A 22,623-nucleotide genomic window follows, 5' to 3' on the forward strand; every position below is an offset into this window, starting at 1 on the left:
GCAGCGAGGATCCCCATGGATATGCGCAAACTCGGCCGCTCCGGCCTGACCGTCTCCCCCATCTGTCTGGGCACCATGATGTTCGGCGACCAGACCGAAGAAGCCGAGGCCAAACGCATCATCGACCATGCCCGCGACCGGGGCGTGAACTTCATCGATACCGCCGACCAGTATGCCGCCGGCGAGTCGGAGAAGATTGTCGGCCGAGCCATCGCCAAGGACCGTGATTCCTGGGTTCTGGCCACCAAGGCCGGCAATCCGATGAAGGGCGACCAGCCCAACGGTGCCGGTCTGGGGCGCAAGTGGCTGCTGCAGGCCATCGAGGAAAGCCTCGACCGGCTGGACACCGACTATGTCGACATCTGGTATCTGCATCTCGACGACTACACCACGCCGCTGGAAGAAACGATTTCTGCGGTGGCCGACGTGCTCGGCGCCGGCAAGGCAATTTATTGGGGCGTCTCCAACTTCCGCGCTTGGCGGATCTGCGAACTGGTGCGCCTGGCTGAACTGGCGGGCATTGACCGGCCGGTCGTCTGCCAGCCCTACTATAACGCCATGACCCGGGTGCCGGAGGTGGAGATCCTGCCGGCCTGCGAATACTACGGCCTGGGCGTGGTGCCCTACAGCCCGCTGGCACGCGGCGTGCTGACCGGCAAATACGCACCGGGCGCGACGCCAGCGGAAGGCACCCGCGCCGCCCGCAAGGACGTGCGCATGATGGAAACCGAGTTTCGCGAGGAGTCCCTGGTCATCGCCCAGAAGATCAAGGAGCACGCGGAGGCCAAGGGCATGACCCCCGGTGACTTCGCCGTCAATTGGGTGCTGGCCAATCCCATCGTCACCTCGATCCTGGCCGGCCCGCGCACCATGGAGCATTGGGAGGGTTATGTCGCCGCTCTCGACAAGACCTTCGACGCCGAAGACGAGGCGCTGCTCAACAGCCTGGTCCCGCCGGGCCACCCCTCGACGCCGGGCTACAACGACCCGCGCTATCCGATTACAGGCCGGCCGGGATGGTAACGACACTCGACCGGGTGTTTGAATTGCCTTTGTGAACCCTAATAAGGACTGTCCGGCCTGAAGGGGATGTCGGTGCCGCCATAGTCGATGCCCATGCGCCAAAGCTCCGAGAAGACTTGGCTGCGGTGATGGGTCTGGTGGCTGAACATCTGGGTCACATAGAGCCCGCGGGGAATCTTCCTGATGCGCCCGAAAACCGAGCTGTCGAATTCGATCACCGCATCGAGCCAAGCCTGGTCGACGCGATCGCCCAGCTTCCGGATACGCTCATCAAGGCGTTCGCGCTCGGTTTTCAGTTCAGCCCAGCCGGCGTGGATGATCTCCTTCATGTCGAAGCGCCACGGCTCCGCACCGTCCAGCACCTCCAGAATCCAGCGGTCGATGGCCGCGATATGATCCAGGGTATGGTGGATGGAGCCGAAGAACATGCCGCGCTCGCGGCGGCGTTCCCTATCGTCAAGCGGATCGACAAGGCCGAAGACCACGCCGTTCTGCCAGGTGTTGTGCGCCGCCATCTCCATCACGTAGCCGGGCATGATCAACATTGCATTTTCCTTGGGTTGGTCTATCCGCTGTCACGTACCAAGAGTACATCGTAGATCGCCTGAACCAAGGTAAAGGCGTCCCCCAGCGAGACGGACTCAAGGTCCGCGTGGTCGAGACCGCCCAGCAGATGAACCCGGGCGCGCGGCGCATCGCCTGGCTCTGTTACCGCCGCGGCGAGAGCCAGGCTTTCGCTGTAAGGCACGATGGCGTCGTCGCGGCCATGAACCAGCACCAGCAGCGGGCCGGGTCCGCTCAGGTCCTGCGCAGAAAGATCCAGGGCCTCCATCTCCGCGCGCACGCCGGGCGGCAAGGCGGCGATCAGTGCCGCCGCCCGCGCCGGATCGCGGTTGTTCAGAAAATCAGAAACCGCCTTGCCGTCCGGTCCCAGGCGGCCTTCAAGATCCTCCAGAGGCGCTAACGGGTCGGCAAGCCGGCGGTCGGCCATGGCGGAGAGCAGCCATTGGTCACGGGGTTCACGCAGGCGTTCGGCGTTGGCCCGCACGAAAACCCACTTGCCGTAGCTGTTGGGTTCCAGGTAACGCAATGACCCGGTCTCGGGATCTTCGAAATAGCCGGTGGTGAAAAACGTCGCCACCGCCGCGCTGTCGTAGTAACCGCCGATACCGACGAGAAGATCGACCCGGTCCCGCAATTCCGGCTGGTGCGTCGCCAGTGCCGTCGGTCCGACCGCGTAGGAAATCGCGACGGCGCCGAGCGGCCGGTCGCCGCCCTGTTGCCGGTCAAGATAAACCAGAGCGTCGGCGATGACCCGGGTGTCGTCGGAGGAAATCGTCAGCCGGCGCAGGTTCTCGATCTCCGGTACCAGAACCGCGAACTCGGCATCGGCCAATGCAGCGGCAAAGGCGACAACCCTGGGGTCGTCACGGCCCTGCGGGCTCGCGCCCGGCAGGACGACGAGGCCGGCCCGCGGCGTCTCACTCATGCTCCGATAAAGGTCACCGGCCCCTTCGCGGTCCTCAACCTTAAAGGTGACGGCCTGCCGCTCGATGCCGGGCGGCACTTCACCCGCAGCGATGTCAGTGAGCAGGTCAACCGACTCGATAACCCGCAGCGGTGAACAGCCCCCCAAGGAGATGAAGAGAAGAACAACAAGACAGAGACGCAGCAAGGGCAGTTCAGAGCGAGTCACTGATTGTTCGTCCGGTGCGCCGTGCATCCGGCAGAGCGTGATCATCGCAGCCCGGCAAGTCACCCGCGCAGGCGGCCGGCGGCTTCGCGCTTCGTCGGTTCCGCCAGGTCATTCACGGGAACGTAGACGAGCTTCTGTTCCTGCATCACGGCGATATCGAGATCGACCAGGGTTTTGCGGACCGTCGCACCGATCAGTCCATCCGCCGTTTCTCCATCGCTGGACAGCGGCAAGGCCAGGCGCTCACCCAAAGCGACACGGTCGGTACAGCGGTAAACCGGGCCGACAGCCAACATTGCCGCTTCCTCTTCGATCACACGGCGGAAGGCCGCGTTCACCGAGTCGAAGCGATCCGCCGAGACAATCTCAGACAGCAGGCGTCCGTTGACCGACTGGCCGAAGGCATCGTTCACCTCTTCGCCGGCGAGGCGGTAGCGAAAAGTTCCGGCGGCGGGTTCGTATTCGCTTATCCAGATGACGGGCAGGGCGCTGCCCAGCTTCAGCGCATCGATGTCCTGGCGCGACGGCAAACGCTTGGCGCCGAGTGTTTCCAGATAATGGGAGAGCAAAGCCTTCAGCGCCGCGCTCTCGATCGACGATATCACGCTGATCCCATCCCTTCCTGCCCTGCGCAGGACCCCAACCGCGCAAGCTTACGCGCCAACACCCAGCGCGATACAGGGGCTTAGCATAGCATAGCCTGTCGCCGGGTGTCGCCTATCGCTGCGCGCCTTGACAGCAGGCTTTTGGCACAAACCCTGGATACTCGGAGGCAGCTTGCTTTCTATCCATGGGCGCTGGAAGCCGCCCAGAGGTTGATGCCGCTTTCGGTCGCCAAACCGTCGATCTCTGCCAGCTCGGCCTCGGTAAAGGTCTGGTTGTCGAGCGCCGCCACACAATCCTCGACCTGTTCGACCCTGCTGGCGCCGATCAGGGCGGAGGTGATCCGCGGATCGCGCAGCACCCAGGCCACGGCCATCTGCGCCAGGCTCTGACCGCGCCGCTGGGCGATCTCGTTCAAACCCTTGATCTTCTCCAGATTGTCCTTGGAGATGAGCTTCGGATTCAGCGACTTGTCCGCCGCGGCGCGGCTGTCCACCGGCACCTCCTTCAGGTACTTGCTGCTCAGCATGCCCTGGGCCAGCGGCGAAAAGGCGATACAGCCGATCCCCTCTTCCTCCAGAACCGGCAGCAGGCCGTCGTCTTCGACCCAACGGTTCAGCATGGAATAGCTCGGCTGATGGATCAGGCAGGGGGTTCCCAGTTCGCGCAAGATACGCGCGGCCTCGCGCGTCTTCTCCGGCCCGTAAGAAGAGATGCCGACATAGAGCGCCTTGCCCTGGCGGACCATGGCGTCGAGCGCGCCCATGGTTTCTTCCAGAGGCGTCTCGGGATCGACCCGGTGCGAGTAGAAGATATCGACGTAGTCGAGGCCCATGCGCTGCAGGCTCTGATCGAGACTGGCCATCAGATACTTGCGGCTGCCCCAGATGCCATAGGGGCCCGGCCACATGTCGTAGCCGGCCTTTGAGGAGATCACCAGTTCGTCGCGGTAAGGCGCAAAATCAGCCTTCAACATGCGCCCGAAATTGGACTCGGCGGAGCCCGGCGGCGGGCCGTAGTTGTTGGCCAGATCGAAATGGGTGATGCCGAGATCAAAGGCGCGGCGGCATATGGCGCGGCCGTTCTCATAGGGCCGGTCGCCACCGAAGTTGTGCCACAATCCCAGGGAAATCGCCGGCAGGTGCAGCCCACTGCGGCCACAGCGATTGTAGGTCATGCTGTCGTAGCGTTCCGCGCGGGCAAGGAAAGGCGAGAATTCGGACATGGCGATCTCCTGTTGCGTCAGGGATGTTCTTTTCAGGGCGGCGGCGAGGACGAAGTGTCCCTGCCTTTCCTATAGCACAGCTTAGCGTCTGACAACGCAGAGGCGCGCGATTTTACGCCTGGTTGAAACCTGGGAACCCGCGTGACGACAAGCGAAGGGCGGTGCTTTCCATCACGCGGGTCCACAGAACGCAGCCATCCTGGATGGGAGGGAGGACAGCCACTCACTTGGGGAGTGTGGTCGGAAGATGGTCTCGCGCCCGACGCTTGACAAACGAAAAGAACTAAGCTGAGACTAAGTTTAACTTATCTTTTGGAACTTGCCTTGGCCCGCGACCTGCCGCCCCTGATCGCCATGCGCGCTTTTGAAGCCGCCGCCCGCAACGGCAGCTTCACCAAGGCGGCGACGGAACTGGCGATTACACCGGCGGCCGTCAGCCAACAGGTCCGGCACCTGGAGGAGCGCCTCGGTGTGAAGCTCTTCCTGCGCCAGGCCAGAGGGATCGTTCCGACCGCGGCGGGAAAAGACTACGCCCAGGCGCTGGGCCCGGCCCTGGACCAGATCGCCACGGCCACCCAGCAGGCCCGCTATGCCGACCGGGGCGGTCGGCTGACCGTCGCCACCACACCGTCCTTCGCGGCCAAATGGCTGGTGCACCGGCTGGCCCGGTTCCAGGCCGAGCAACCCGACCTCGACGTCCGCCTTTCCACCGCCAACAGCCTGACCAGCTTTGGCGAGGACGACATCGATCTGGCCATACGCTTCGGCAGCGGCAACTGGTCCGGCGCGGCGGCGCGGCTCCTGATGACGACGGAGCTGTTCCCGGTCTGCAGCCCGGCCCTGTTGCGCAGCCCCCGGCCGTTGCGCAGGCCAGAGGATCTGCAGCACCACACCATGCTGAGGCTGATGTTCCCCGACTGGATCAAATGGTTGCAGGCGGCCGGGCTGGAGCAGCTTGCCCAGCGCCGCGGTCCGCAGTTCAGCGATGCCGGCCTGATGATGCAGGCGGCGATCGAAGGCCAGGGCGTGGCGCTGGGCCAGAGGGTTCTCGTCGCCGATGACCAGGCTGCCGGCCGCCTGGTGGAACCCTTCGATCTGCGGGTACCGAGTGAGCCCGCCTACTTTCTGGCAGCTCCGCCGGGCGCCTTCGAGCGGCCCAAGGTGAAGGCCTTCTGTGCCTGGCTGGAAGACGAAGCACAGAGCGCCCAGGCAGCATCCTGATCCGCTTCCCTTGACAAAACTAGAACGTTCGTTCTAATCACAAGACATGAGCAGCAAGCGCGATACGCTGGTCGCGACCGCGGACCGGCTTTTCTATACCGAGGGATTTGCCGCCACCGGCATCGACCGCGTGGTTGCGGACGCCGGCGTCGCTCTGGGAACGCTCTATCGTCATTTCAATGGAAAAGCTGATCTTGTTGTCGCCGTGCTTGACTACAGAGAAGCCGCTTTCTTCGCCAGGCTTGACGAAGTCGCAGCGGGCAAGAAGGGCCCGGACCGGGTTCTCAGTCTGTTTGACGGCATGTTGAGTTGGGCCGAACAGAAGCCTGGCAACGAGAATGGTTGCCTTTTTCTACGGGCGGCATCGGAGCACCCCGAGGAACCGGCGGTCCGCACACGTGTCCAAAAGCACAAGAAAGACTACTTGGCGTTTTGCCGCAAACACCTGCGCGAAGGCGGTTGGGACGCCGCCGCCGCGCGCAGGCTGGCACCCAGAATCTTTCTTCTGCTTGAAGGCGCAGTAGCCACTTGCGGCTTTCTCGGCAACCGGGCTGCCATCAAGCAAGCGCGCGATGCTGCGGAAGATCTATTGAACCAGGAATCGCCAATACCGACGACGCAGCACCGCACATGAACCGTGCGCTGCTGGTCACGCTGCTGCTGGAAGCCGCGATGGTGGTCGCCTGGAGTTCCGGCTTCATCGGCGGCAAGCTGTCAGCCGACACGCCGGGAGTCTTTCTGGTTCTTTTCTGGCGCTTTCTGATCGCCAGCCTGCTGCTCGCCCCCTTTACTGTCCAGGCTCTGCGCAAAGGCCTGAGCGCTTCCCAGTTTTGCCGGCAGGCGATCATCGGGTTCTTTGGCATGACGGTCTATCTGGCCGCCGGGTTAAAGGGTATCGAACTGGGCGTACCCGCCGGTCTGGCCGCTCTCATCGGGGCGCTGCAACCGATGGCCACCGCGGCACTGGCCGGCCCGCTGCTCGGGGAGTTGGTGGGACGGCGTCAATGGTTCGGCCTGCTGCTCGGCTTCGCCGGTGTCGCCTTGGCGGTCGGCGGCAGCAGCGGCGACGCGCCCGTCTGGGCCTATGGTCTCTGCCTCTTGGGCATGGCCAGTCTGGTCGGGGCGACGCTCTATGCCAAGACTCCAGGCGACTCAACCGCCCCTCTGCCCGCTCTCGCCATCCACTGCCTTGTCGCAACGCCGGTTTTTCTGATCCTGACGCTGTCGGAAGGTAACTTCGTCCCGCCGCTGGATCGTGATTTCCTCTTCGCCGTGGCTTGGTTCATCGTCTTTTCGACTCTGGGCGGCTACGGCCTCTACTGGCTCTGCCTGAAACGCACCACGGCGACGCGGGTCTCCAGCCTCATCTACCTGACGCCCCCCGTCACCATGATCTGGGCCTGGGCGATGTTCGGCGAGGCCCTCAGTCCAGCCGGCTGGGCCGGCTTCGCCCTCTGCCTTCTCGGCGTGGCGCTGGCGAACCGGCACCAACACCCAGAAGGCAATAACAGGGGTAAGCTCAGTACTGTGCCAGCTTCGGATCGATCTGCCAGATCTCCGTGACCAAGTCGGCGCCGCGGTAGGTCAGTACATAACGCACGGGAATGGTCTTCTTTCCCTTGAACATGACGTCTGCTGTCACCGTAGAACCCTTAGGATTGCCATTCTCGGTAACGTTGGCAACCGCTACCTCCAGCTTGCCCTGGGCAGCGGTGAATTTCCGCCAGACCTCGGCAATGGCTGACTTGCCTTTGTACTCACCGTCCAGCGGCCCGCCGATCCATTGAAATGTGCTGGCATCGGTGTAGGCGGCGGTAACGACATCGAGTTGGCCCTGCCCGATCGCCTGAAAGTGGGCGGTAGCGCGCTCGGAGGCGGTCTCCGCAACTGCCTGGCCGGCAGCACATCCCGTGAGCAGGACGAGCCCCAAAAAGCTCGAGAGATGAGATTTCACCATCAAGAAAGACTCCGGTTTCATATTCGCGGCATCTGACCTACGGATGAACCCACAGGTTTATTCCCTCGATCCCTTCGCTTCTTCCGATGGAGTCATCTTCTTGTTCCGATTCCGACAGTCTTTCTACGCGCGAATAAAGTAGTAAGTACGTCGACATGGGCAAAGAAAGCGCCGTGTTTCGCAAAAAATCTCACCTCGGTACCTTCAGTCGCTATTCAGTATCGAAGGCGTCAGCCCGTCGCGCTGGATCTGGACAAGACGCCTGGAAAGATGCCGCGAGGACCTGGAAGACCCGAAGCTTGCAAAGACCAGCATCACGACAATCAGTTACGGCTGGGGGTTCAACGACAGCACCCATTTCAGCCGCGCCTTCAAGAAGCGCTTTGGCCAGTCTCCCAGAGACTTTCGCCGTGCAAGCCAGTCTCGACGGCAAAACCAGACGATAACGCCCGCCACAGGACCGCTGGCCGACAACCGCGAAGACGTGACGCTGTCAGCGCTCTAACCCATCCGAGTCGGGTTGGGTCAGGAAGAGAGTTGGGCCTGTATAAGATGTGCTACCGGTAACAGCTCCTCTTCTGAAAAGGCGCCGGCGAGGCCGAAACCGGTGGCCCCCCTCGCCCAGATGACGACCCCTGTCTTTCCAGCGCGGGCATAGCGCGGCTCAGCGGCGGTGGCCTCCGGCAGGTCATTGCGCAGATAAATGACCAGGCGGCGGCCCTGTCCGTTTTCGTACATCAGAAGGGCGGCAGGCGCCGAGTCGCCGACCATCAGCCGGCCGCCGACCAGTTCGAAACCAAGATTGCCCAACCCAGGGATCTGAAAGGTCATGCCCATGCGGTTGGAGAGCCAGGCCGAAAGATGCTCGGAGTCCGACGCGGCGACCTCTACCGGATGGCGTTCGTCCGGCGCGTAGACCACATAGGCAGCCGCCGACCGCTCGGCGAGTTGGCCGAGAGCAAGCTCGTCGGCAGCATCAAACCCCTGGGCGAACCAGGTAAGACCGATACCCAGCAACAGCCCCGCCGCGGCAGCTAGAGGTACGGCAAAGCGCGGGCGGGCATCTCGTACTGCGGCGATCTGGTCGGCCGGGATCGGTTCGTCGAGTACCGTGTCGAAAACACTGCCAAGCGCCCGGTTGATGCGCCGATAGTCTTCCACCTCGGCGGCCTTGTCCGGGTGCTCCAGCAGATAGGCCTCAACCTCCTCGGCGCGCTCTGGCGGCAGCTTGCCGTCTACGTAGCCATGCAGGTCTTCAGTGGTTATCAAAGCGCGCGTGTTTTTCATTGCGTCCATCACTTTACCCGGCGGATCGCCGGTGTGCCCTCCGTCATTTCCAAGTGCTCGCGCAGCTTCGCGCGGCCGCGGTGCAGTCGCGACATCAGAGTTCCCGGGGGAATGCCCAAAATCGCCGCCGCTTCGCCGTAGCTGAGCTCGTTGACGCCGACCAGCAGCACCGCATCGCGTTGCTCCGGCGGCAGACGGTCGATCTGCGCCAGCACGCGCCGGGCGGTCAGATGATGCTCCTGACTGGCATGCTGACTGGGCCGGCTAGCGGTCTGCTCACGCAGCGCCCCCGCCGCCGCGCTGGCGCGGTGCCTCAGGCTGTCGACGTGAAGGTTGTGCAGCATGGTGAACAGCCAGGGGCGCAGGCGGCGCTCCGGCTGCCAAAGATGGAAGCGCGACAAGGCCCGTTCCAGGCAGCCCTGTACCAGATCGTCGGCAACATCAGGATCGCGCGCCAAGCTGCGTGCATAGCGCCTGAGATGTGGAATCTCGGCGATCAACAAGGAACGGTTCCTCAACATACCCGGGCGGTCCTCTCGAGTTTCCCATGGGCTTGCTTGGGATCGGCGATGCCTTTCCCTTATATACGTGCCATCGGGCGATTTTATTTCAGGCGCGGTGACTTTAGAGACCGGATCGGCGCGATGTCGCCGGGGCCGATGGCCCCGGCGAACGCTGGGAATAGGATAGGATTATTGGACCCAACCCTCCGACGCGAAGAGCGCAGCTGCTTCAGGACCCTTCAGGAAGGCAAGGAAGTCCTCTGTTGCCGGGTCCGCGTCGGATGAGACGACCGTATTGGTCACCCGATAAATCCGCCGCTCGGGCTCCAACTCCACAAAGTCAGCAACTTCAGTGTGATCGAGGGGCCAATGCACCCAGGTCAGCCATGCATCAGCATTGCCCGACTTGAAGGCGCGAAAGCTGGCGCCACTGCCTTTTTCGAAGGCAACGATGTTGGCCCGCAGGTCTCTGACGTCCTCAAGGGCGCCGAGGCGGCCAGCGATATCCTCCCAGAGGCCGGTACCAGAGGTGTTGTAGACACCCTTTCCCTCGGTCACGACAATCCGCATTCCCGGCTGCAAAAGATCGTCGAAACCGGCAATCGCCTTAGGGTTTCCTTTGGGGACAACAATGACCGAGCGGCGAATGAAAAGCGGTTCAACATCGCGGCTGTCGACAAAGCGGTAGGTCTCCAGAAACGCCGTCATCGACTGTTCGGAACTGCCGAAGATCATATCCGCGCCGGCCTGTGCATCCTTGGTCCACTTGCTTTCCGGGCCGAAGACAACCTCGACCTTGACGCCGGTCTTTGCTTCAAATGCAGCGGCTGCTTTGATGAAGGCACTATGCGGCCCGCCTGGGCCGAAGACGCGGATGACGCCGTCCTTCGGCGCATGGGCAACTTCCGGATCGTAAAGGCCTGAAGCCTTGGCAAGGCTGGCCGTAGACAATAGGGCCAGCACGGCGGCACCGAACAATGCAAATCTGTTCATGAGTTGGAATTCCTTCACTCGGTCAAAGAAAGACGCCAAGCTGGCTTTCGGGCCGGCGCTGACGCCTCTGACCTACGGGCCGCAAGTCATGGCTATTCCACGATTGCAGCCGCCACGGCATCACATCGCCGTGAAGCAGCCCGATGACCGCTTCGATTCGTGGGGAACACCCGCCTCTAGGAAGGGGTTTGGTTCCGCTCAGGCTGCGCTGATGCCGCCGTTCACCGAAATCGCCTGACCGGTGATCTTCGCCGCCGCCGGGCTGGCCAGAAAGACGATGAGTTCGGCCAGATCCTGCGCCGTGGTCGGACCAAGGCCGGCAAGCGGCCGCGCCTTCTCAAAAAGTTTCTTGGAAAAGGTGCCGTCGGCCATCAAGCGCTCGGTCAGGGCCGTGCCCTCGACCAACGAAGGCGTGATGGCATTGGCGCGAACACCGTTGCGCTTGCCTTCGATCGCCAGGCCGCGGGTGAACTGGATAATGGCGGCCATCACCGCACCGATCACGGTTTCTCCTGGCGTCGCCACCTTGCCGGCATCGGAAGCGACTGTGAGCATACAGCCACTCCCAGCCTGCATCATCACCGGCAGAACAGCGCGACAGGCGTTCAAGGTCGGCGCCAGGTCCTGCAGCAGCGTGTCGTTCAACTGGGCGATAGGTTGGCGGAACAGCAGCTCCGGCAGGTTGTTGCCACCGGGCGAGCAGACCAGCAGGTCGATGCCCTCCATGCCCTTGGCGGCCGCCTCGGCCATCTTCTCCGCCTCCACCCCGTCACCGCAATCCAGAACCAGAGCACCGACATCTGCCCCCTCGTCGATGCGCCGCAGATCGTCCACGGCCAGCGCCGCCCGCTCAGGGTTGCGCCCCACCACACGCAGCCGCGGCACCCCGGCCCTCAGCAGGGCCTCCGCCGCCGCGAAGCCGATGCCGGAGGTCCCGCCGACCACCAGCGCGGATATCTCGGATAGATCTTTTGCCGTGACTGTCATTGCAGAACTCCTGATCCTCGCCGCCAGCAAATGAGCAGTTTCCGACGGCGAGCACAAGAAGCGGATAGAGCGCTGAGCCGAAGCCTCGCATCCTCCGGAAATCGGCCTAAACCCGGAGGAACCCATGACTTCTCTGCGATTTGTCGCGTTGGACAGCGAGACCGTGAAGAGCCTGCGCAACGGCGGCAAGGATGCAAACGGCCAAACGCCGGAGCCCCAGGTTTCCGACGGCGGCGGCAACCCCTGCCGCCACTGCCTGGAGGATATGCCGGAGGGCGATCCCTTTCTGGTTCTGGCCCACCGCCCCTTCCCGGGCGCCCAGCCCTATGCCGAGGTCGGCCCGCTCTTCATTCACGCCGGGGATTGCCCGCGCCATTCGGAGTCTGCCGGCGTCCCGGCCTATCTGAAGACGCGTGAAGGGATACTGATCCGCGGCTACGGCACGAACGATCGGATCGTTTACGGCACCGGCAAGGTGGTCGCGCCGGCGGAGATCGAAACCGCCGCGGCGAAAATCTTCGCGGACCCCAAGATCGCCTACATTCACGTTCGTTCGGCGAACAACAACTGTTTTCAGTTCCGCATCGAGCGCGGATAGCCCGCTATTCCCAACGCAGCTTGCGTTCCGCATCGCCCCGCAGCCCGGCGGAATAAGACAGGATGCGCGCCCGCAGCAGCAGATTGCGCCCGTCGCGGGTCCGCGTGTTGACGAGCTCACAAGCGCCGATGCGCCTTTCCCAGGCGCGCTTCAGCATGGCCCGCGCCGCTTCGTGATGACCGATAGCGTCGGGAACGGCATGATAGTCGATCTGCTTCAACCAGCCGCGCCGGTGACGGCGGATCAGAAGATATCTGGGTGACTCAATGGGCCCAAAGAAGGTGACCATGGCATCGGCGAAAACCACTTCATCGTGGTGGGCCCCGCCGGTAACCCGGCAAAAGCGTATCGCCTGGGGCGCAGAATCCTCGACCCAGACATCGACCTGGTGCCGCGGCGTATGCAGTTCATCGGCAACCGCCAGGCTGTCGAGCAGCGAACGGCCGATCTCGGCCATGTAGCGCGCGGGCGATCCGGCCCGCAGGGTCCGAAGAATGGCCCCGCTTGAAAGAAGCGTCACCAGGATCAGCCCTCCGCCGCCAACGGCCAGCACGGCGCGCAGCCCCAGGCTGCTGAAGTTCAGGGAAAACTGAAGCGCCTGTATGATCAGACCGATGAAGCCGGCCATCAGGGCCGTCGTCCCGAAGCGCACCACCGCCTTGTGCCCCTTGACCTGCGGCACAGAGGCCCCGGTCGCCGGCCTCTCGACCTCCGCCTTGAAGTCGAAGGCCGCCTTCCAGGCATCCCCGACCGAAGCACGGGCTGCCGCCCTTTCCAGCATGGTTTGATTCCAGGTTGCCGCAGAGGACTCCGTCCAGCGGTGGGTCTGTATGCCGAGCCGGTCAATACCCGATTCGATGACATAAGGCGGCTTGTGCGACACCCCGGCAAAAACCTTGAAACGCCGGAAAACGGTTACGGCATCCCGGCCCAGCCAGGAAGGATTGACGTCCAGCCGGCCCCTGGCTTCGGTTTCCCGTTTGGTGAGACCCAAACGCTCCCAGACCGAGACCTCGTTTTGCGAAAGCGTCGCCGAAGGCGGCAGGATGGTGGCCAGATGCCAGATCGCCGCCACCTTGTCGGGGTTGCGCCGGGAAACCCTGATCGCCCGGCCGCGCATCTGGTTGGACAGCATGAAGGACTTCACCGAGGTGGCCAGAACAAGGGCGTTGATCGAAGGCGCATCCCAGCCCTCGCCCAGCAGCGCCGCGGTCCCGATGAGGCAGCGCAGATGCCCTTCTTCGAAAAGGTGGGTGATGACCCGCAGCCTCAGCGGCGCCTTGCTGTTGGTGACCGAGATCCGCGACCAGCCCGGCAGATGCGGCAACGACTTGATCGCCATGTCCTCTTCCAGCAGGCCGAGCTTCGCGGCCTCGCTGCGCAGCGCCGGTATGACCTCGTCGGGGATTACGACCCAACTGCCGGTCATCAGGGCAGGCCGCAGAGCGGGGGCCAGACCCGCCTGCCCCAGGCGGCGAAGAATGGGGCCCGCGCCCAGGACGTTGCTCGATTGGTCGGTCGGGCGCGTCAGAGCGGCGGAACGTACGAAGTCGGTGAGCACCACCAGGCGCAGCGCCTCGCCCTGACTCTCCAGCTCGGCCCGGGTAATGTCCTCGATGCTGGCCAGCTTGCCGGCGGTCCCGGCCAGGGCCCGCGCCAGCTTCTCTTTTTTATGAAAACGGGTTTTGCCGCGCCACAGCGCACCGACGGCCCGAAGATCCCGGCGCAGCCGTTCGGCCAGCAGGCCGCAGTCGAAAGGCGCCTGATTGTCGAGCAGGTTCTGGAACAGGCTTTCGAGAACGTTGGAAGCGGGTTCGGGAATCTCCTCCAGGTCGAAGTCGAGAACCGCCAGAGCCTCCGCGGTGATTTCCAAGCCGGCCAGCCTGGCAACCGAGAGCGCGCCCAGATAGGCATCCGGCGCGCGAAGAATGTCGAGCTCGTGGGCCGCAGGCTGCTGCAGCCAGATGAACTCCCTCACCCAGACCTGCAGTTCCTCGTCCCGCGCCCAGGTCCGGGCCAAAGCCTCCACTTCGCGGGCAAAGGTTTCCAGGCTTTCGATGACCTCCCCCTCGGCAACGCTGAAGTGGAGAAAATCCTGATGCGGACAGAGATCGCCTTGTTTCACCAGTTCGGGGATCGAGATTTCCGCGTCGATCGGCCCGCAGACCTCAGCATAGCGGTCCCATTCCTCCTGCTCGACGTCGTAGGGCGGGGTTGCGGTAAGGCTGACGATGTGAAAGCCGGGCCGCCGCTCTTTCAAATGGCCGATGACTTCCTGCAGACTCTCCCACCAGGCGCGGCGCAGGTGATGGGCCTCGTCGAGCACCAGGGTCTCGATCCCGGCACGCTCCAGGGTTTGGAGCAAGGCCTCGCCCGCCAGACGAGCCGGATCTTTCGCGGTGTCGGTATCTGGCTCTTCTTCATCGTCATCGTCGTCGACGTCACCGGCTTCCTCTTCTTCCGATCCTTCATCCTCCGCCGCCATATCGGGATCCAAAAGACCGCGCAGGGACGAATGCAGGGACTGATAGGTGGCCGAGGTCAGCCAGCCGGCCGCGGCGAGGTCGATGCCCAGGCCGGCGGGCCAGTCTCCTTCCTCGGGCTGGAAGAGTTCATGCAGACGGGTAATCCATTGATCGCGGATCGCGCGAGTCGGCGAGAGCACCAGGGCCGGGCGGCCGAGGCGGCGCAGAACTTCCAGCCCCAACACCGTCTTCCCCGCCCCCGGCGCCGCAACGATGTTCAGGCGCGCGTCATCCAGGTGGCCCTGCAATTCCGCCAGCACCCGCGCCTGGTAACCGCGCCACGTCCCGGCAAAGTGAAAGGCCGGAAAAGCCACCGGTTCCGTTTGTGAAATCGCGTCCACGCGTCCCCCGAAAACATCTGACCTTCGCAGGCTGGGAGACTAGCGTTCCGGATCAAGCCTTGCCATCGGCAAATCAGGGACGCGGCGATTAGAACGCCGCTTCCTTCATCTCCATCAGCGGCGCCTTGCCGGCCATGATGGCGGCGAAGAGGCCGGAGCTTTTGGGCAGGAGACGCTGGAAGAAGAAGCGCGCAGTGGCGAGCTTGGCCTCGTGAAACTCGGGTATCTCGCCGTTTGATGCGGCGAGACTGACCTTCACCATGCGCGCCCACATATAGGCCAGTGCCGTCAGGGCGAAGAGGTTCAGATAGTCGGTGGCGGCAGCCCCTGCCTCCTCCGGATCCTTCAGGCCCTGCTGGGCGATCCAGAGGGTAGACTGCTGCAGACGGCTGAGGATCTTCGCCAACGGCGCGACGAATTCGGCCATCTGCGGGTCGCTCTGGTTGTCCTCGATGAAGGCTTGCACCGGGTGGAAGAAGCGGCGCAGCAGGCGGCCCATGTTCTGGCCCAGCTTGCGGCCCACCAGATCGAGGGCCTGGATGCCGTTGGCGCCCTCATAGATCTGGGCGATGCGGGCGTCGCGCACCAACTGTTCCATGCCCCATTCGCGAATGTAGCCGTGCCCGCCGAAGACCTGGACCCCGAGGTTGGTGTTCTCGAAACCCTGATCGGTGAAGAAGGACTTGATGATCGGCGTCATCAGGGCCACGAGATCGTCGGCCTCCTGGCGCTTCTTTTCATCCGGATGCTTCTCGGCAATGTCCACCGCCATGGCGACCCAGAAAGCGAGAGCGCGCGAGCCTTCGTTGTAGGCCTTCATGGTCAGCAGGTTCTTGCGCACATCGGGATGCACGATAATCGGGTCGGCTGCCTTGTCGGGATGCTGCGGCCCGGCGAGGGAGCGGCCCTGAAGGCGTTCCTTGGCGTAGGCCGCCGCCGACTGGTAAGCGGTTTCCGCCAGGCCCAGGCCCTGCATGCCGACATCCAGGCGCGCGACGTTCATCATGGTGAACATCTTGGCCATGCCGGTGTGGGGCTCACCCACCAGATAGCCCTCGGCTTCGTCGAAATTCATCACGCAGGTCGACGAGGCCTTGATGCCCATCTTGTGTTCGATGGAGCCGCAGGCGACGCCGTTTCGCGGGCCGACAGAGCCGTCGTCCTTCACCAGGAACTTCGGCACGATGAAGAGCGAGATACCCTTGGAGCCTTCCGGCGCATCCGGCAGCTTGGCCAGCACTAGATGAACGATGTTCTCGCTCATGTCGTGTTCGCCGGCGGAGATGAAGATCTTGGTACCGGTGATCTTGTAGCTGCCATCGCCGTTGGGATCGGCCTTGGTGCGAATGAGGCCAAGATCGGTGCCGCAATGCGGCTCGGTCAGGCACATAGTGCCGGTCCAGCGGCCGTGAATCATGTTGGGAAGATAAGCCGCCTTCTGCGCCTCGCTGCCGTGCAGCTCCAGAGCATTGCAGGCGCCGTGGGTGAGACCCGGATACATGCCGAAGCTGAGGTTGGTCGAACAGATCAGCTCGGTCAGCACGAACTGCAAGGTCTTGGGCAGCCCCTGTCCGCCATGATCGGGGGAGAGCGCCAGACCGTTCCAGCCGCCCTCGCAGAAGGCCTCGTAGAGTTCCTTGAAGCCCTTGGGCGTGCGCACCACACCGTTCTCGAAGGTGCAGCCTTCCTCATCGCCGGAGCGGTTCAGCGGCAGCAGTTCGTTCTCGCAGAACTTTGCGCCTTCCTCGATCACCGTATCGACCAGATCACGGCCGGCCTCTTCGTAACCGGGCAGGCTGGCGACCTGGCCGTCGTAGTCCAGCAGGTCGTAGAGCACGAAGCGGATGTCGTCCAGGGGGGCGGAATAGCTAACCATGATGTCGTTCCTCCAGCGCCGCCTAGTTGCGGAGCGGCTTGCCGGTTTCCAGGGTGTGTTCGACGCGCGCCAGAGTGCCCGGGGTGCGCACCAGCCGCATGAAGGCCTCGCGCTCCATCTTCAGGACCTTCTCCTCGGGCAAGGGCTCGGTATGGTCGGCGTCGTCGCCGCCGGTCAGCACATCGGCCAGTTCCGAGGCCACGACCATGTCGTGTTCGGTGGCGAGGCCTTTGGCGTAGAGATCGCGCAGGGCAAAGGCCAGCGACGCCTTGCCCGACGGTCCCGGCAGCGACAGTTCGACGGGTTCGGGCGGCTGATAACCCTCGACAAGCGAAAGCGCCTTGGCCTTGGCGTCGGCCAGCAGGCGTTCGCGGTTGAAGGTGACCTGGTCAGAGCCGCTCAGAAAGCCCAGTTCCTTGGCCTCGAAGGCGGATTTCGCCACCTTGGCCATGCCGATGGTCTCGAAGGCCGCGGCAACGGCGGGCATGGGCCCTTTGGGCCGCCGCGGATCGGCGGCGAGACGGCTCAGCAATTCCTTGCAGCCGCCCCAGGCGGGCACCACGCCGACCCCGGCCTCCACCAGACCGACGTAGCTTTCGGCATGGGCCTGCACCGCATCGGCGGCGAGCAGGATTTCGCAGCCGCCGCCCAGCGCCAGGCCGGAAGGTGCGGCAACCACAGGAAAGGGTGCGCGCTTCAGGGCGGTGTAAATTTTCTGACCCTGGGCCACCATGTCCTCGATCATCGGCCAGGCGCCGACGTTGGCGGCGAACATGGCAAGGCCCAGGTTGGCCCCGGCGGAGAAATGGCTGCCTTCGTTGTAGATCACCAAGGCCCTGTAATCCTTGCCGACGATGTCCAGGGCCTTGGCGATGATCTTGAAGACTTCCGGGTCCATGGTGTTCAGCTTGGTGTGAGCCTCCAGGCAAACCACACCGTCGCCGATGTCCCAAAGGCTGGCCGAGCCGTTCTTGGCCAGGGGTTCGCCGCGCAGCTTCACGTCGGAGAGCAGCAGCACGCCCGCGCCGCGTTCGACATCGACATAGTCGCCGTCGATGGCCATTACCTGCTGCCTGCCGTCCTTCACGCGGTAGAAGCCTTCGGCGGCGGCAGCTTTTTCAAGCAGCGGCGGCACGGCCTTGCCCTCGGCTTTCAGCCGTTCGGCAAAGTCGGCGGCGCCCAGTTTGTCGATCAGTTCGAAGGGGCCGAATTTCCAGTTGTAGCCGAGGCGCATGGCACGATCGACCGAGGGCACGTCATCGGCAATCTCCGGCACCAGGGCGGCGGCATAACCCAATGTCTGAGACAGCACCGCCCAGGCGAACTGACCGCCCTTGTCGTCATGGGCGACCAGGGCCTTGGGACCGCCGCGGCGGCTGGCGGAAACGCTGGCCAGCGACGGCTTGGCAGCCGCTGCGTAGTCGCCGGTCGTCAAGTCGACGGCTTCCTTTACCCGCGCGCCATTGGTCTTGTTCAGGCGGTAGAAGCCACCCTTGCCCTTACGCCCGGTATAACCCTCGGCAATCATCTTTTCCAGCAGCGGGAAAGGCCGGCGCAACGCCTGATAGGGATCGTCGTCCGCCAGGGTCGCCGCCAGGGAGGCGTCGACCTTCGGCATCAGATCCAGCCCCACCAGATCGAGCAACGCAAACACGCCGGTCTTGGGCACACCGACGGGGCGGCCCATGACGGCATCGGCCTCTTCGATGGTGAGCCCACGCTCCAGCGTTTCCACGACCGCGCACTGCAGCCAGAAAGTGCCGATGCGGTTGGCGACAAAACCCGGCGTGTCGTGACAGAGCACGATGCCCTTGCCCAGCACACGGTCGGCAAAGGCAGACAGCGTTTCCAGGACCTCGGGCTTGGTCTTCGGCCCGGTCACCAGCTCCAATAGCGGCATGTAACGCGGCGGATTGAAGAAATGGGTGATGAGGAAGTCGGCGCAGAAGCGTTCCGGCATCTCCTTGGTCAGCAGGGACAGCGGCAGGGTCGAGGTGTTGGAAGAGATGATGGAGCCGTCCTTGCGCACCGCCTCCAGACGCTCATAAAGCGACCGCTTGATTTCCGGGTCTTCCAGCACCGCTTCGACAATCCAGTCGACCGCGCCCAGCTTGTCGAGATCGTCTTCGATGTTGCCGGGGGTGACGAACTTCGCCATGCGTTTGGACATGAAGGGCGCCGGATCGGCCTTCAACATCCTGGCAATGGCCCCTTCGGCAAGAGCGTTGCGGTTGTCGCCTTCCTTGGGCACGACATCCAACAACAGGACCGAAACCCCCGCGTTGGCGAGATGGGCGGCAATCCCCGCCCCCATCACGCCGGCGCCGATAACGGCGGCAGTGGCGATGCTCATCACGCGGCCTCCAGCACCGTGGCGATCCCCTGTCCGCCGCCGATGCACTGGGTGGAAAGCGCCAGTTGCTTGCCTTCGCGCTGCAGAAGCTGCGCAGCCTTGCCGGTGATCCTTGCGCCGGTGGCGCCCAACGGGTGCCCCAGGGCAATGGCGCCGCCGTCCAGGTTCACCTTGTCCAGATCGAGCCCCAGTTCGTCGGCACAGGCCAGCGCCTGGGAGGCGAAGGCCTCGTTCAACTCGATGATGTCCAGGTCGCCCGCCGATATTCCGGCCCGTTCCAGCGCCTTGCGGCTGGCCGCCACCGGGCCGATGCCCATGATATCGGGATCGCAGCCGGCAACCGCGATGGAACGAAGCTTCGCCAGCGGCTTCAGGCCGTGGGCCTTGGCATAGTCTTCGGAAGTCACCAGAACGGCCGAGGCCCCGTCGGTCAGCGGCGAGGCGGTGCCCGCCGTAACGCTGCCGTCCGTCGAGAAGGCCGGCTTCAAATCGGCCAGCGCCGCCGCCGAGGTGTCCGGACGGATGCAGCCGTCGGCCTCCACCGAGGCGCCGTTGGCCTGGATCGCGACGATTTCGTCTTTCAGCTTGCCGGCGGCCTGGGCAGCCGCCGCCTTCTGATGGCTGGATACCGCAAACTCTTCCTGGCGCGCGCGCGGGATCTGGTGCTTCTGGGCGACGTTCTCCGCCGTCTCGCCCATGGAGATGTAAGCCGCCGGAAAGCGCTCGGCCAAACCCGGATGCAGCAGCGGATTGAAGCCGGCCATGGGCACCCGGCTCATGGACTCGATCCCGGCGCAGATAAAGGCTTCTCCCGCGTCCATCTGGATGTTGCCCGCCGCCATGTGGATGGACTGCATGGAGGAACCGCAGAAACGGTTCACCGTGGTGCCGGCGACCGAGATCGGCAGGTCGGCGAGAAAACCGATCAGACGCGCGACATTCAGGCCCTGCTCGCCCTCGGGAAAGGCGCAGCCCACAATCAGATCTTCGACATCCTTGGGGTCGATACCGGTGTTGCCGAGCAAGCCGCGCACCACCTGCGCCGCCATCTCATCGGGCCTGACTTTCACCAGGTCACCCTTGTTGGCGAAGTGAAAGGGGGAGCGGGCGTATCCGGCGATGACAACGTTCTTATGCATGATCGGACCTTTCGGCGTTTGGGTCGGCTTGGGGACACTGCGGCTATTCGGCCGCTTCGGCGTCGGCCCCCTTTGTTTTCAGAAAATCGACAACGGCGGTTTCGATGCCGCGCAGCTCTTGCAGGGTTTCTTCCAGGTCCCTGTGCCGCGCCTCCAGGGACTTGATGCGCTTTCGCGTCTTCGCCAGGGTCAGGCGCATCTGTTCGACCTGGTCGGGGTCCTGGTCGTAGAGATCGAGCCACTCGGCGATCTCCTTCAGTGAAAACCCCAGGCGCTTGCCGCGCAGGATGAGGATGATGCGGCCGCGGTCGCGATGACTGTAGACCCGGGTCTTGCCGGCGCGCTGTGGCGCGATCAGGCCTTTGTCCTCGTAGAAGCGCAGAGCCCGCGGGGTGACCTTCAACTCCGTCGACAGCTCGGTGACCGAATAGAGTTTGCTCACGAGGGCTTGTCCCCGGCCTGCTTCGCACGCTCTTCGGCGACCAGTTCCTTCTTGGAGAGCTTGCCGATGATGGTCTTCGGCAGGGCGTCGCGGATCTCGATCTGACGCGGCATCTCCATGGGCGAGAGCTTGTCTTCCAGAAACTCCTGCAGCGGCTCCAGTTCCAGGCTTTCGCCGTCCTTCAAGCGGATAAAGGCCTTGGGGATTTCGCCGCGGTAGTCGTCAGGCACGCCGATCACCGTCACCTCGGCGACGGCGGGATGGCGATAGATGGCCTCTTCGATGTGGCGCGGATAGACGTTATAGCCGCTGGAGATGATGACTTCTTTCAAGCGATCGATCAGGAAAGTGTAGCCGTCAGCATCCATATAGCCGACATCACCGGTATGGACGCTGCCGTTGCGCAAGGTTTGGGCGGTTTCTTCCGGGCGCTGCCAGTAGCCGGCCATAACCTGGGGGCCTCTGACGCAGATCTCGCCAACCTCGCCTTGGGGCATAAGCTTGTCGGGATCGTCGAGGGAGCGGATTTCGATGGTCGTCGCCGGCATCGGCAAGCCCACCGAGCCGTCTTTCTGAGTCCCGAACAACGGATTGCAGGTCACTACGGGCGAGGTTTCGCTGAGGCCGTAACCCTCCAGCAGGGTGGCGCTGGTGATCGCCTCGAAACCTTCGCGCACCTCCTGCGGCAGCGACGCGCCGCCGGAGAGGCAATAACGGATACAGGAGAGGTCGTAGCTTTCGATCTTCGGTGTGTTGATGATGGCGTTGTAGAGCGTCGGTACACCGGGGAAACAGGTCGGCTTGGTGCGGGCGATCGCCTTCAGCAGCATCTTGATCTCGAAACGCGGCAGCAGAATGATCTCAGCGGCGCCACGAATTCCCAAGTGCATGATCACCGTCATGGCAAAGACATGGAACAGTGGCAGCACCGCCAGCATCCGCTCCTTGCCCATCTCCGCACCGATGAACCAGGTCCAGAGTTGGCTGGCATTGGCCGAAAGGTTGCCATGGGTCAGCATCGCCCCCTTGGGAACGCCGGTCGTGCCACCGGTGTACTGCAGCACCGCAACGTCCTCTGTGGTGACGCTGGCCGGCTCGAAGCCGCCGTCGTTATCGATCAAGTCGGCAAAACGCAGATAGCCATCGCCCGCCGGGGCCTTGGCCAGGTCTCCCCGCTTGGCAATGGCAAAGAGCTGACGACTGGGAAACCGCAGGATGTCGGTCATGGCGCAGACCACGACCTTTTTCAGCGGCGTGCGCTCAAAGGCGGTGACCAGCTTCGGCAGCAGGATTTTCAGATCCAGCGTGACCGCGATCTCGGCACCGGAGTCTTCGATCAGGCCGAGCACCTCTTCTTCGGCGTAGAGCGGATTCACATTGACGACGATGGCGCCCAGCTTCATCAGGGCAAAGTAACTCACCACATAGTAGGGCGTGTTGGGCAGGAAGAGCGCGACCCGCGAGCCTTTCTTTACCCCCAGGTCCTGAAAGCCGCGGGCGGCCCGATCAACCAGCGCGGAGATCTCCGCATAGCTGTAACGCTTGCCAAGAAAATCGAGACAGGGGCGGTCGCCATAGCCGGCGACAGCGCGGTCGAAGGCCTCGTAGAGGGGCTCCTGCAGGACATCACCACCCCACTCGATCTCGGGCGGATAAGATTCATCCCAGGGCTGCGCCTGCGTCTGTACTTCTGAAGTTCCCAAGGCCACGTTCCACCACTCTGCCGACGTGAAAGGGATCTGCGTTTCTGGCGGGCGGCGCCCCAGCGGGCCTCCGGCACCAGCCTCTCCACACCTTTGACTATGTGTAGATCGTAAAGGTTACGTCAATAAGATGACGTAAAGGTAAACTCGC

At 63.6% G+C, this 22,623-nt stretch carries 21 protein-coding genes; 6 read left to right on the plus strand and 15 right to left on the minus strand.

Going from position 1 to position 22,623, the window contains the following annotated elements:
- The first annotated feature begins 15 nt into the window (after nucleotides 1-15).
- Nucleotides 16-1,023: an aldo/keto reductase gene (locus tag ACP146_RS18910; protein ID WP_422368309.1), complete on the plus strand. Its 1,008-nt coding sequence runs from the start codon at nucleotides 16-18 to the stop codon at nucleotides 1,021-1,023.
- Nucleotides 1,024-1,061: 38 nt separating this feature from the next.
- On the opposite strand, the gene ACP146_RS18915 is transcribed toward ACP146_RS18910, so the two are convergent.
- The 4 genes from ACP146_RS18915 to mgrA form a co-directional block, all read right to left on the minus strand.
- On the minus strand, nucleotides 1,062-1,568 hold the full coding sequence (locus ACP146_RS18915) for a DinB family protein (RefSeq protein WP_422368310.1): 507 nt from the start codon (nucleotides 1,566-1,568) through the stop codon (nucleotides 1,062-1,064).
- A gap of 20 nt (nucleotides 1,569-1,588) precedes the next feature.
- Nucleotides 1,589-2,719 (minus strand): hypothetical protein, encoded by a 1,131-nt coding sequence (locus ACP146_RS18920; protein ID WP_422368311.1) that lies wholly within the window; start codon nucleotides 2,717-2,719, stop codon nucleotides 1,589-1,591.
- A gap of 59 nt (nucleotides 2,720-2,778) precedes the next feature.
- Nucleotides 2,779-3,324, minus strand: coding sequence for a PAS domain-containing protein (locus ACP146_RS18925; protein ID WP_422368312.1), 546 nt, complete (start codon nucleotides 3,322-3,324; stop codon nucleotides 2,779-2,781).
- A 179-nt stretch (nucleotides 3,325-3,503) separates the two neighbouring features.
- On the minus strand, nucleotides 3,504-4,547 hold the full coding sequence (mgrA, locus tag ACP146_RS18930; RefSeq protein ID WP_422368313.1) for an L-glyceraldehyde 3-phosphate reductase: 1,044 nt from the start codon (nucleotides 4,545-4,547) through the stop codon (nucleotides 3,504-3,506).
- Nucleotides 4,548-4,871: 324 nt separating this feature from the next.
- Between mgrA and gcvA the strand changes: the two genes are divergently transcribed.
- Genes gcvA through ACP146_RS18945 form a run of 3 tightly spaced genes read left to right on the plus strand, consistent with a single transcriptional unit; the run spans nucleotide 4,872 to nucleotide 7,331 of the window.
- Nucleotides 4,872-5,768, plus strand: a complete 897-nt coding sequence (gcvA, locus tag ACP146_RS18935; RefSeq protein ID WP_422368314.1) for a transcriptional regulator GcvA — start codon at nucleotides 4,872-4,874, stop codon at nucleotides 5,766-5,768.
- A gap of 46 nt (nucleotides 5,769-5,814) precedes the next feature.
- Complete coding sequence (locus ACP146_RS18940; RefSeq protein WP_422368315.1) at nucleotides 5,815-6,402, plus strand: TetR/AcrR family transcriptional regulator; 588 nt, start codon at nucleotides 5,815-5,817, stop codon at nucleotides 6,400-6,402.
- The gene (locus ACP146_RS18945) at nucleotides 6,399-7,331 is read left to right on the plus strand and encodes a DMT family transporter (RefSeq protein WP_422368316.1); all 933 of its coding nucleotides are present in this window, start codon (nucleotides 6,399-6,401) and stop codon (nucleotides 7,329-7,331) included. The genes ACP146_RS18940 and ACP146_RS18945 overlap by 4 nt, the downstream gene beginning before the upstream one ends.
- Here ACP146_RS18945 and ACP146_RS18950 read toward each other — a convergent pair.
- Nucleotides 7,288-7,725, minus strand: a complete 438-nt coding sequence (locus ACP146_RS18950) for a nuclear transport factor 2 family protein (RefSeq protein WP_422368317.1) — start codon at nucleotides 7,723-7,725, stop codon at nucleotides 7,288-7,290. The two genes, ACP146_RS18945 and ACP146_RS18950, sit on opposite strands and share 44 nt — an antisense overlap.
- Before the next feature lie 187 nt (nucleotides 7,726-7,912).
- Between ACP146_RS18950 and ACP146_RS18955 the strand changes: the two genes are divergently transcribed.
- Nucleotides 7,913-8,230: a helix-turn-helix domain-containing protein gene (locus tag ACP146_RS18955; protein WP_422369675.1), complete on the plus strand. Its 318-nt coding sequence runs from the start codon at nucleotides 7,913-7,915 to the stop codon at nucleotides 8,228-8,230.
- Nucleotides 8,231-8,250: 20 nt separating this feature from the next.
- Here ACP146_RS18955 and ACP146_RS18960 read toward each other — a convergent pair whose 3' ends face one another.
- The 4 genes from ACP146_RS18960 to ACP146_RS18975 form a co-directional block, all read right to left on the minus strand.
- Nucleotides 8,251-9,012, minus strand: a complete 762-nt coding sequence (locus ACP146_RS18960; RefSeq protein WP_422368318.1) for an anti-sigma factor family protein — start codon at nucleotides 9,010-9,012, stop codon at nucleotides 8,251-8,253.
- Between the two features lie 8 nt (nucleotides 9,013-9,020).
- A complete protein-coding gene (locus tag ACP146_RS18965; protein ID WP_422368319.1) occupies nucleotides 9,021-9,533 on the minus strand; it encodes a sigma-70 family RNA polymerase sigma factor in 513 nt (170 codons plus the stop codon).
- 171 nt (nucleotides 9,534-9,704) lie between these two features.
- Entirely contained in the window at nucleotides 9,705-10,508 is an 804-nt protein-coding gene (locus ACP146_RS18970; protein WP_422368320.1) for an extracellular solute-binding protein, read from the minus strand.
- A 198-nt stretch (nucleotides 10,509-10,706) separates the two neighbouring features.
- Complete coding sequence (locus ACP146_RS18975; RefSeq protein WP_422368321.1) at nucleotides 10,707-11,495, minus strand: SDR family NAD(P)-dependent oxidoreductase; 789 nt, start codon at nucleotides 11,493-11,495, stop codon at nucleotides 10,707-10,709.
- A 124-nt stretch (nucleotides 11,496-11,619) separates the two neighbouring features.
- Here ACP146_RS18975 and ACP146_RS18980 point away from each other — a divergent pair, with 124 nt between their 5' ends.
- Entirely contained in the window at nucleotides 11,620-12,093 is a 474-nt protein-coding gene (locus tag ACP146_RS18980) for a DUF1203 domain-containing protein (protein WP_422368322.1), read from the plus strand.
- Nucleotides 12,094-12,097: 4 nt separating this feature from the next.
- On the opposite strand, the gene ACP146_RS18985 is transcribed toward ACP146_RS18980, so the two are convergent.
- The 6 genes from ACP146_RS18985 to ACP146_RS19010 form a co-directional block, all read right to left on the minus strand.
- Nucleotides 12,098-14,959, minus strand: coding sequence for a DEAD/DEAH box helicase family protein (locus ACP146_RS18985; protein ID WP_422368323.1), 2,862 nt, complete (start codon nucleotides 14,957-14,959; stop codon nucleotides 12,098-12,100).
- An 88-nt stretch (nucleotides 14,960-15,047) separates the two neighbouring features.
- Nucleotides 15,048-16,835, minus strand: coding sequence for an acyl-CoA dehydrogenase C-terminal domain-containing protein (locus tag ACP146_RS18990; protein ID WP_422368324.1), 1,788 nt, complete (start codon nucleotides 16,833-16,835; stop codon nucleotides 15,048-15,050).
- Between the two features lie 22 nt (nucleotides 16,836-16,857).
- The gene (locus tag ACP146_RS18995) at nucleotides 16,858-19,188 is read right to left on the minus strand and encodes a 3-hydroxyacyl-CoA dehydrogenase NAD-binding domain-containing protein (RefSeq protein ID WP_422368325.1); all 2,331 of its coding nucleotides are present in this window, start codon (nucleotides 19,186-19,188) and stop codon (nucleotides 16,858-16,860) included.
- The gene (locus tag ACP146_RS19000) at nucleotides 19,188-20,327 is read right to left on the minus strand and encodes a thiolase family protein (RefSeq protein ID WP_422368326.1); all 1,140 of its coding nucleotides are present in this window, start codon (nucleotides 20,325-20,327) and stop codon (nucleotides 19,188-19,190) included. Before ACP146_RS19000 ends, ACP146_RS18995 begins: the two co-directional genes overlap by 1 nt.
- A gap of 43 nt (nucleotides 20,328-20,370) precedes the next feature.
- On the minus strand, nucleotides 20,371-20,769 hold the full coding sequence (locus ACP146_RS19005) for a MerR family transcriptional regulator (protein ID WP_422368327.1): 399 nt from the start codon (nucleotides 20,767-20,769) through the stop codon (nucleotides 20,371-20,373).
- On the minus strand, nucleotides 20,766-22,478 hold the full coding sequence (locus ACP146_RS19010) for a long-chain-fatty-acid--CoA ligase (RefSeq protein WP_422368328.1): 1,713 nt from the start codon (nucleotides 22,476-22,478) through the stop codon (nucleotides 20,766-20,768). Before ACP146_RS19010 ends, ACP146_RS19005 begins: the two co-directional genes overlap by 4 nt.
- Nucleotides 22,479-22,623 lie beyond the last annotated feature (145 nt).

The sequence above is a fragment of the Pelagibius sp. genome (assembly GCF_965249265.1).
Classification (GTDB): Bacteria; Pseudomonadota; Alphaproteobacteria; order Kiloniellales; family Kiloniellaceae; genus Pelagibius.

Bases quoted from the DNA above. Each gene is read 5' to 3' on its own strand.
- ACP146_RS18980 (WP_422368322.1), top strand. From the start codon at position 11,620: ATGACTTCTCTGCGATTTGTCGCGTTGGACAGCGAGACCGTGAAGAGC.
- ACP146_RS18945 (WP_422368316.1), top strand. From the start codon at position 6,399: ATGAACCGTGCGCTGCTGGTCACGCTGCTGCTGGAAGCCGCGATGGTG.
- ACP146_RS18910 (WP_422368309.1), top strand. From the start codon at position 16: ATGGATATGCGCAAACTCGGCCGCTCCGGCCTGACCGTCTCCCCCATC.
- ACP146_RS18960 (WP_422368318.1), bottom strand. From the start codon at position 9,012: ATGAAAAACACGCGCGCTTTGATAACCACTGAAGACCTGCATGGCTAC.
- ACP146_RS18970 (WP_422368320.1), bottom strand. From the start codon at position 10,508: ATGAACAGATTTGCATTGTTCGGTGCCGCCGTGCTGGCCCTATTGTCT.
- ACP146_RS18950 (WP_422368317.1), bottom strand. From the start codon at position 7,725: ATGGTGAAATCTCATCTCTCGAGCTTTTTGGGGCTCGTCCTGCTCACG.
- ACP146_RS18975 (WP_422368321.1), bottom strand. From the start codon at position 11,495: ATGACAGTCACGGCAAAAGATCTATCCGAGATATCCGCGCTGGTGGTC.
- ACP146_RS18915 (WP_422368310.1), bottom strand. From the start codon at position 1,568: ATGTTGATCATGCCCGGCTACGTGATGGAGATGGCGGCGCACAACACC.
- ACP146_RS19000 (WP_422368326.1), bottom strand. From the start codon at position 20,327: ATGCATAAGAACGTTGTCATCGCCGGATACGCCCGCTCCCCCTTTCAC.
- mgrA (WP_422368313.1), bottom strand. From the start codon at position 4,547: ATGTCCGAATTCTCGCCTTTCCTTGCCCGCGCGGAACGCTACGACAGC.
- ACP146_RS18990 (WP_422368324.1), bottom strand. From the start codon at position 16,835: ATGGTTAGCTATTCCGCCCCCCTGGACGACATCCGCTTCGTGCTCTAC.
- ACP146_RS18965 (WP_422368319.1), bottom strand. From the start codon at position 9,533: ATGTTGAGGAACCGTTCCTTGTTGATCGCCGAGATTCCACATCTCAGG.
- ACP146_RS18995 (WP_422368325.1), bottom strand. From the start codon at position 19,188: ATGAGCATCGCCACTGCCGCCGTTATCGGCGCCGGCGTGATGGGGGCG.
- ACP146_RS18940 (WP_422368315.1), top strand. From the start codon at position 5,815: ATGAGCAGCAAGCGCGATACGCTGGTCGCGACCGCGGACCGGCTTTTC.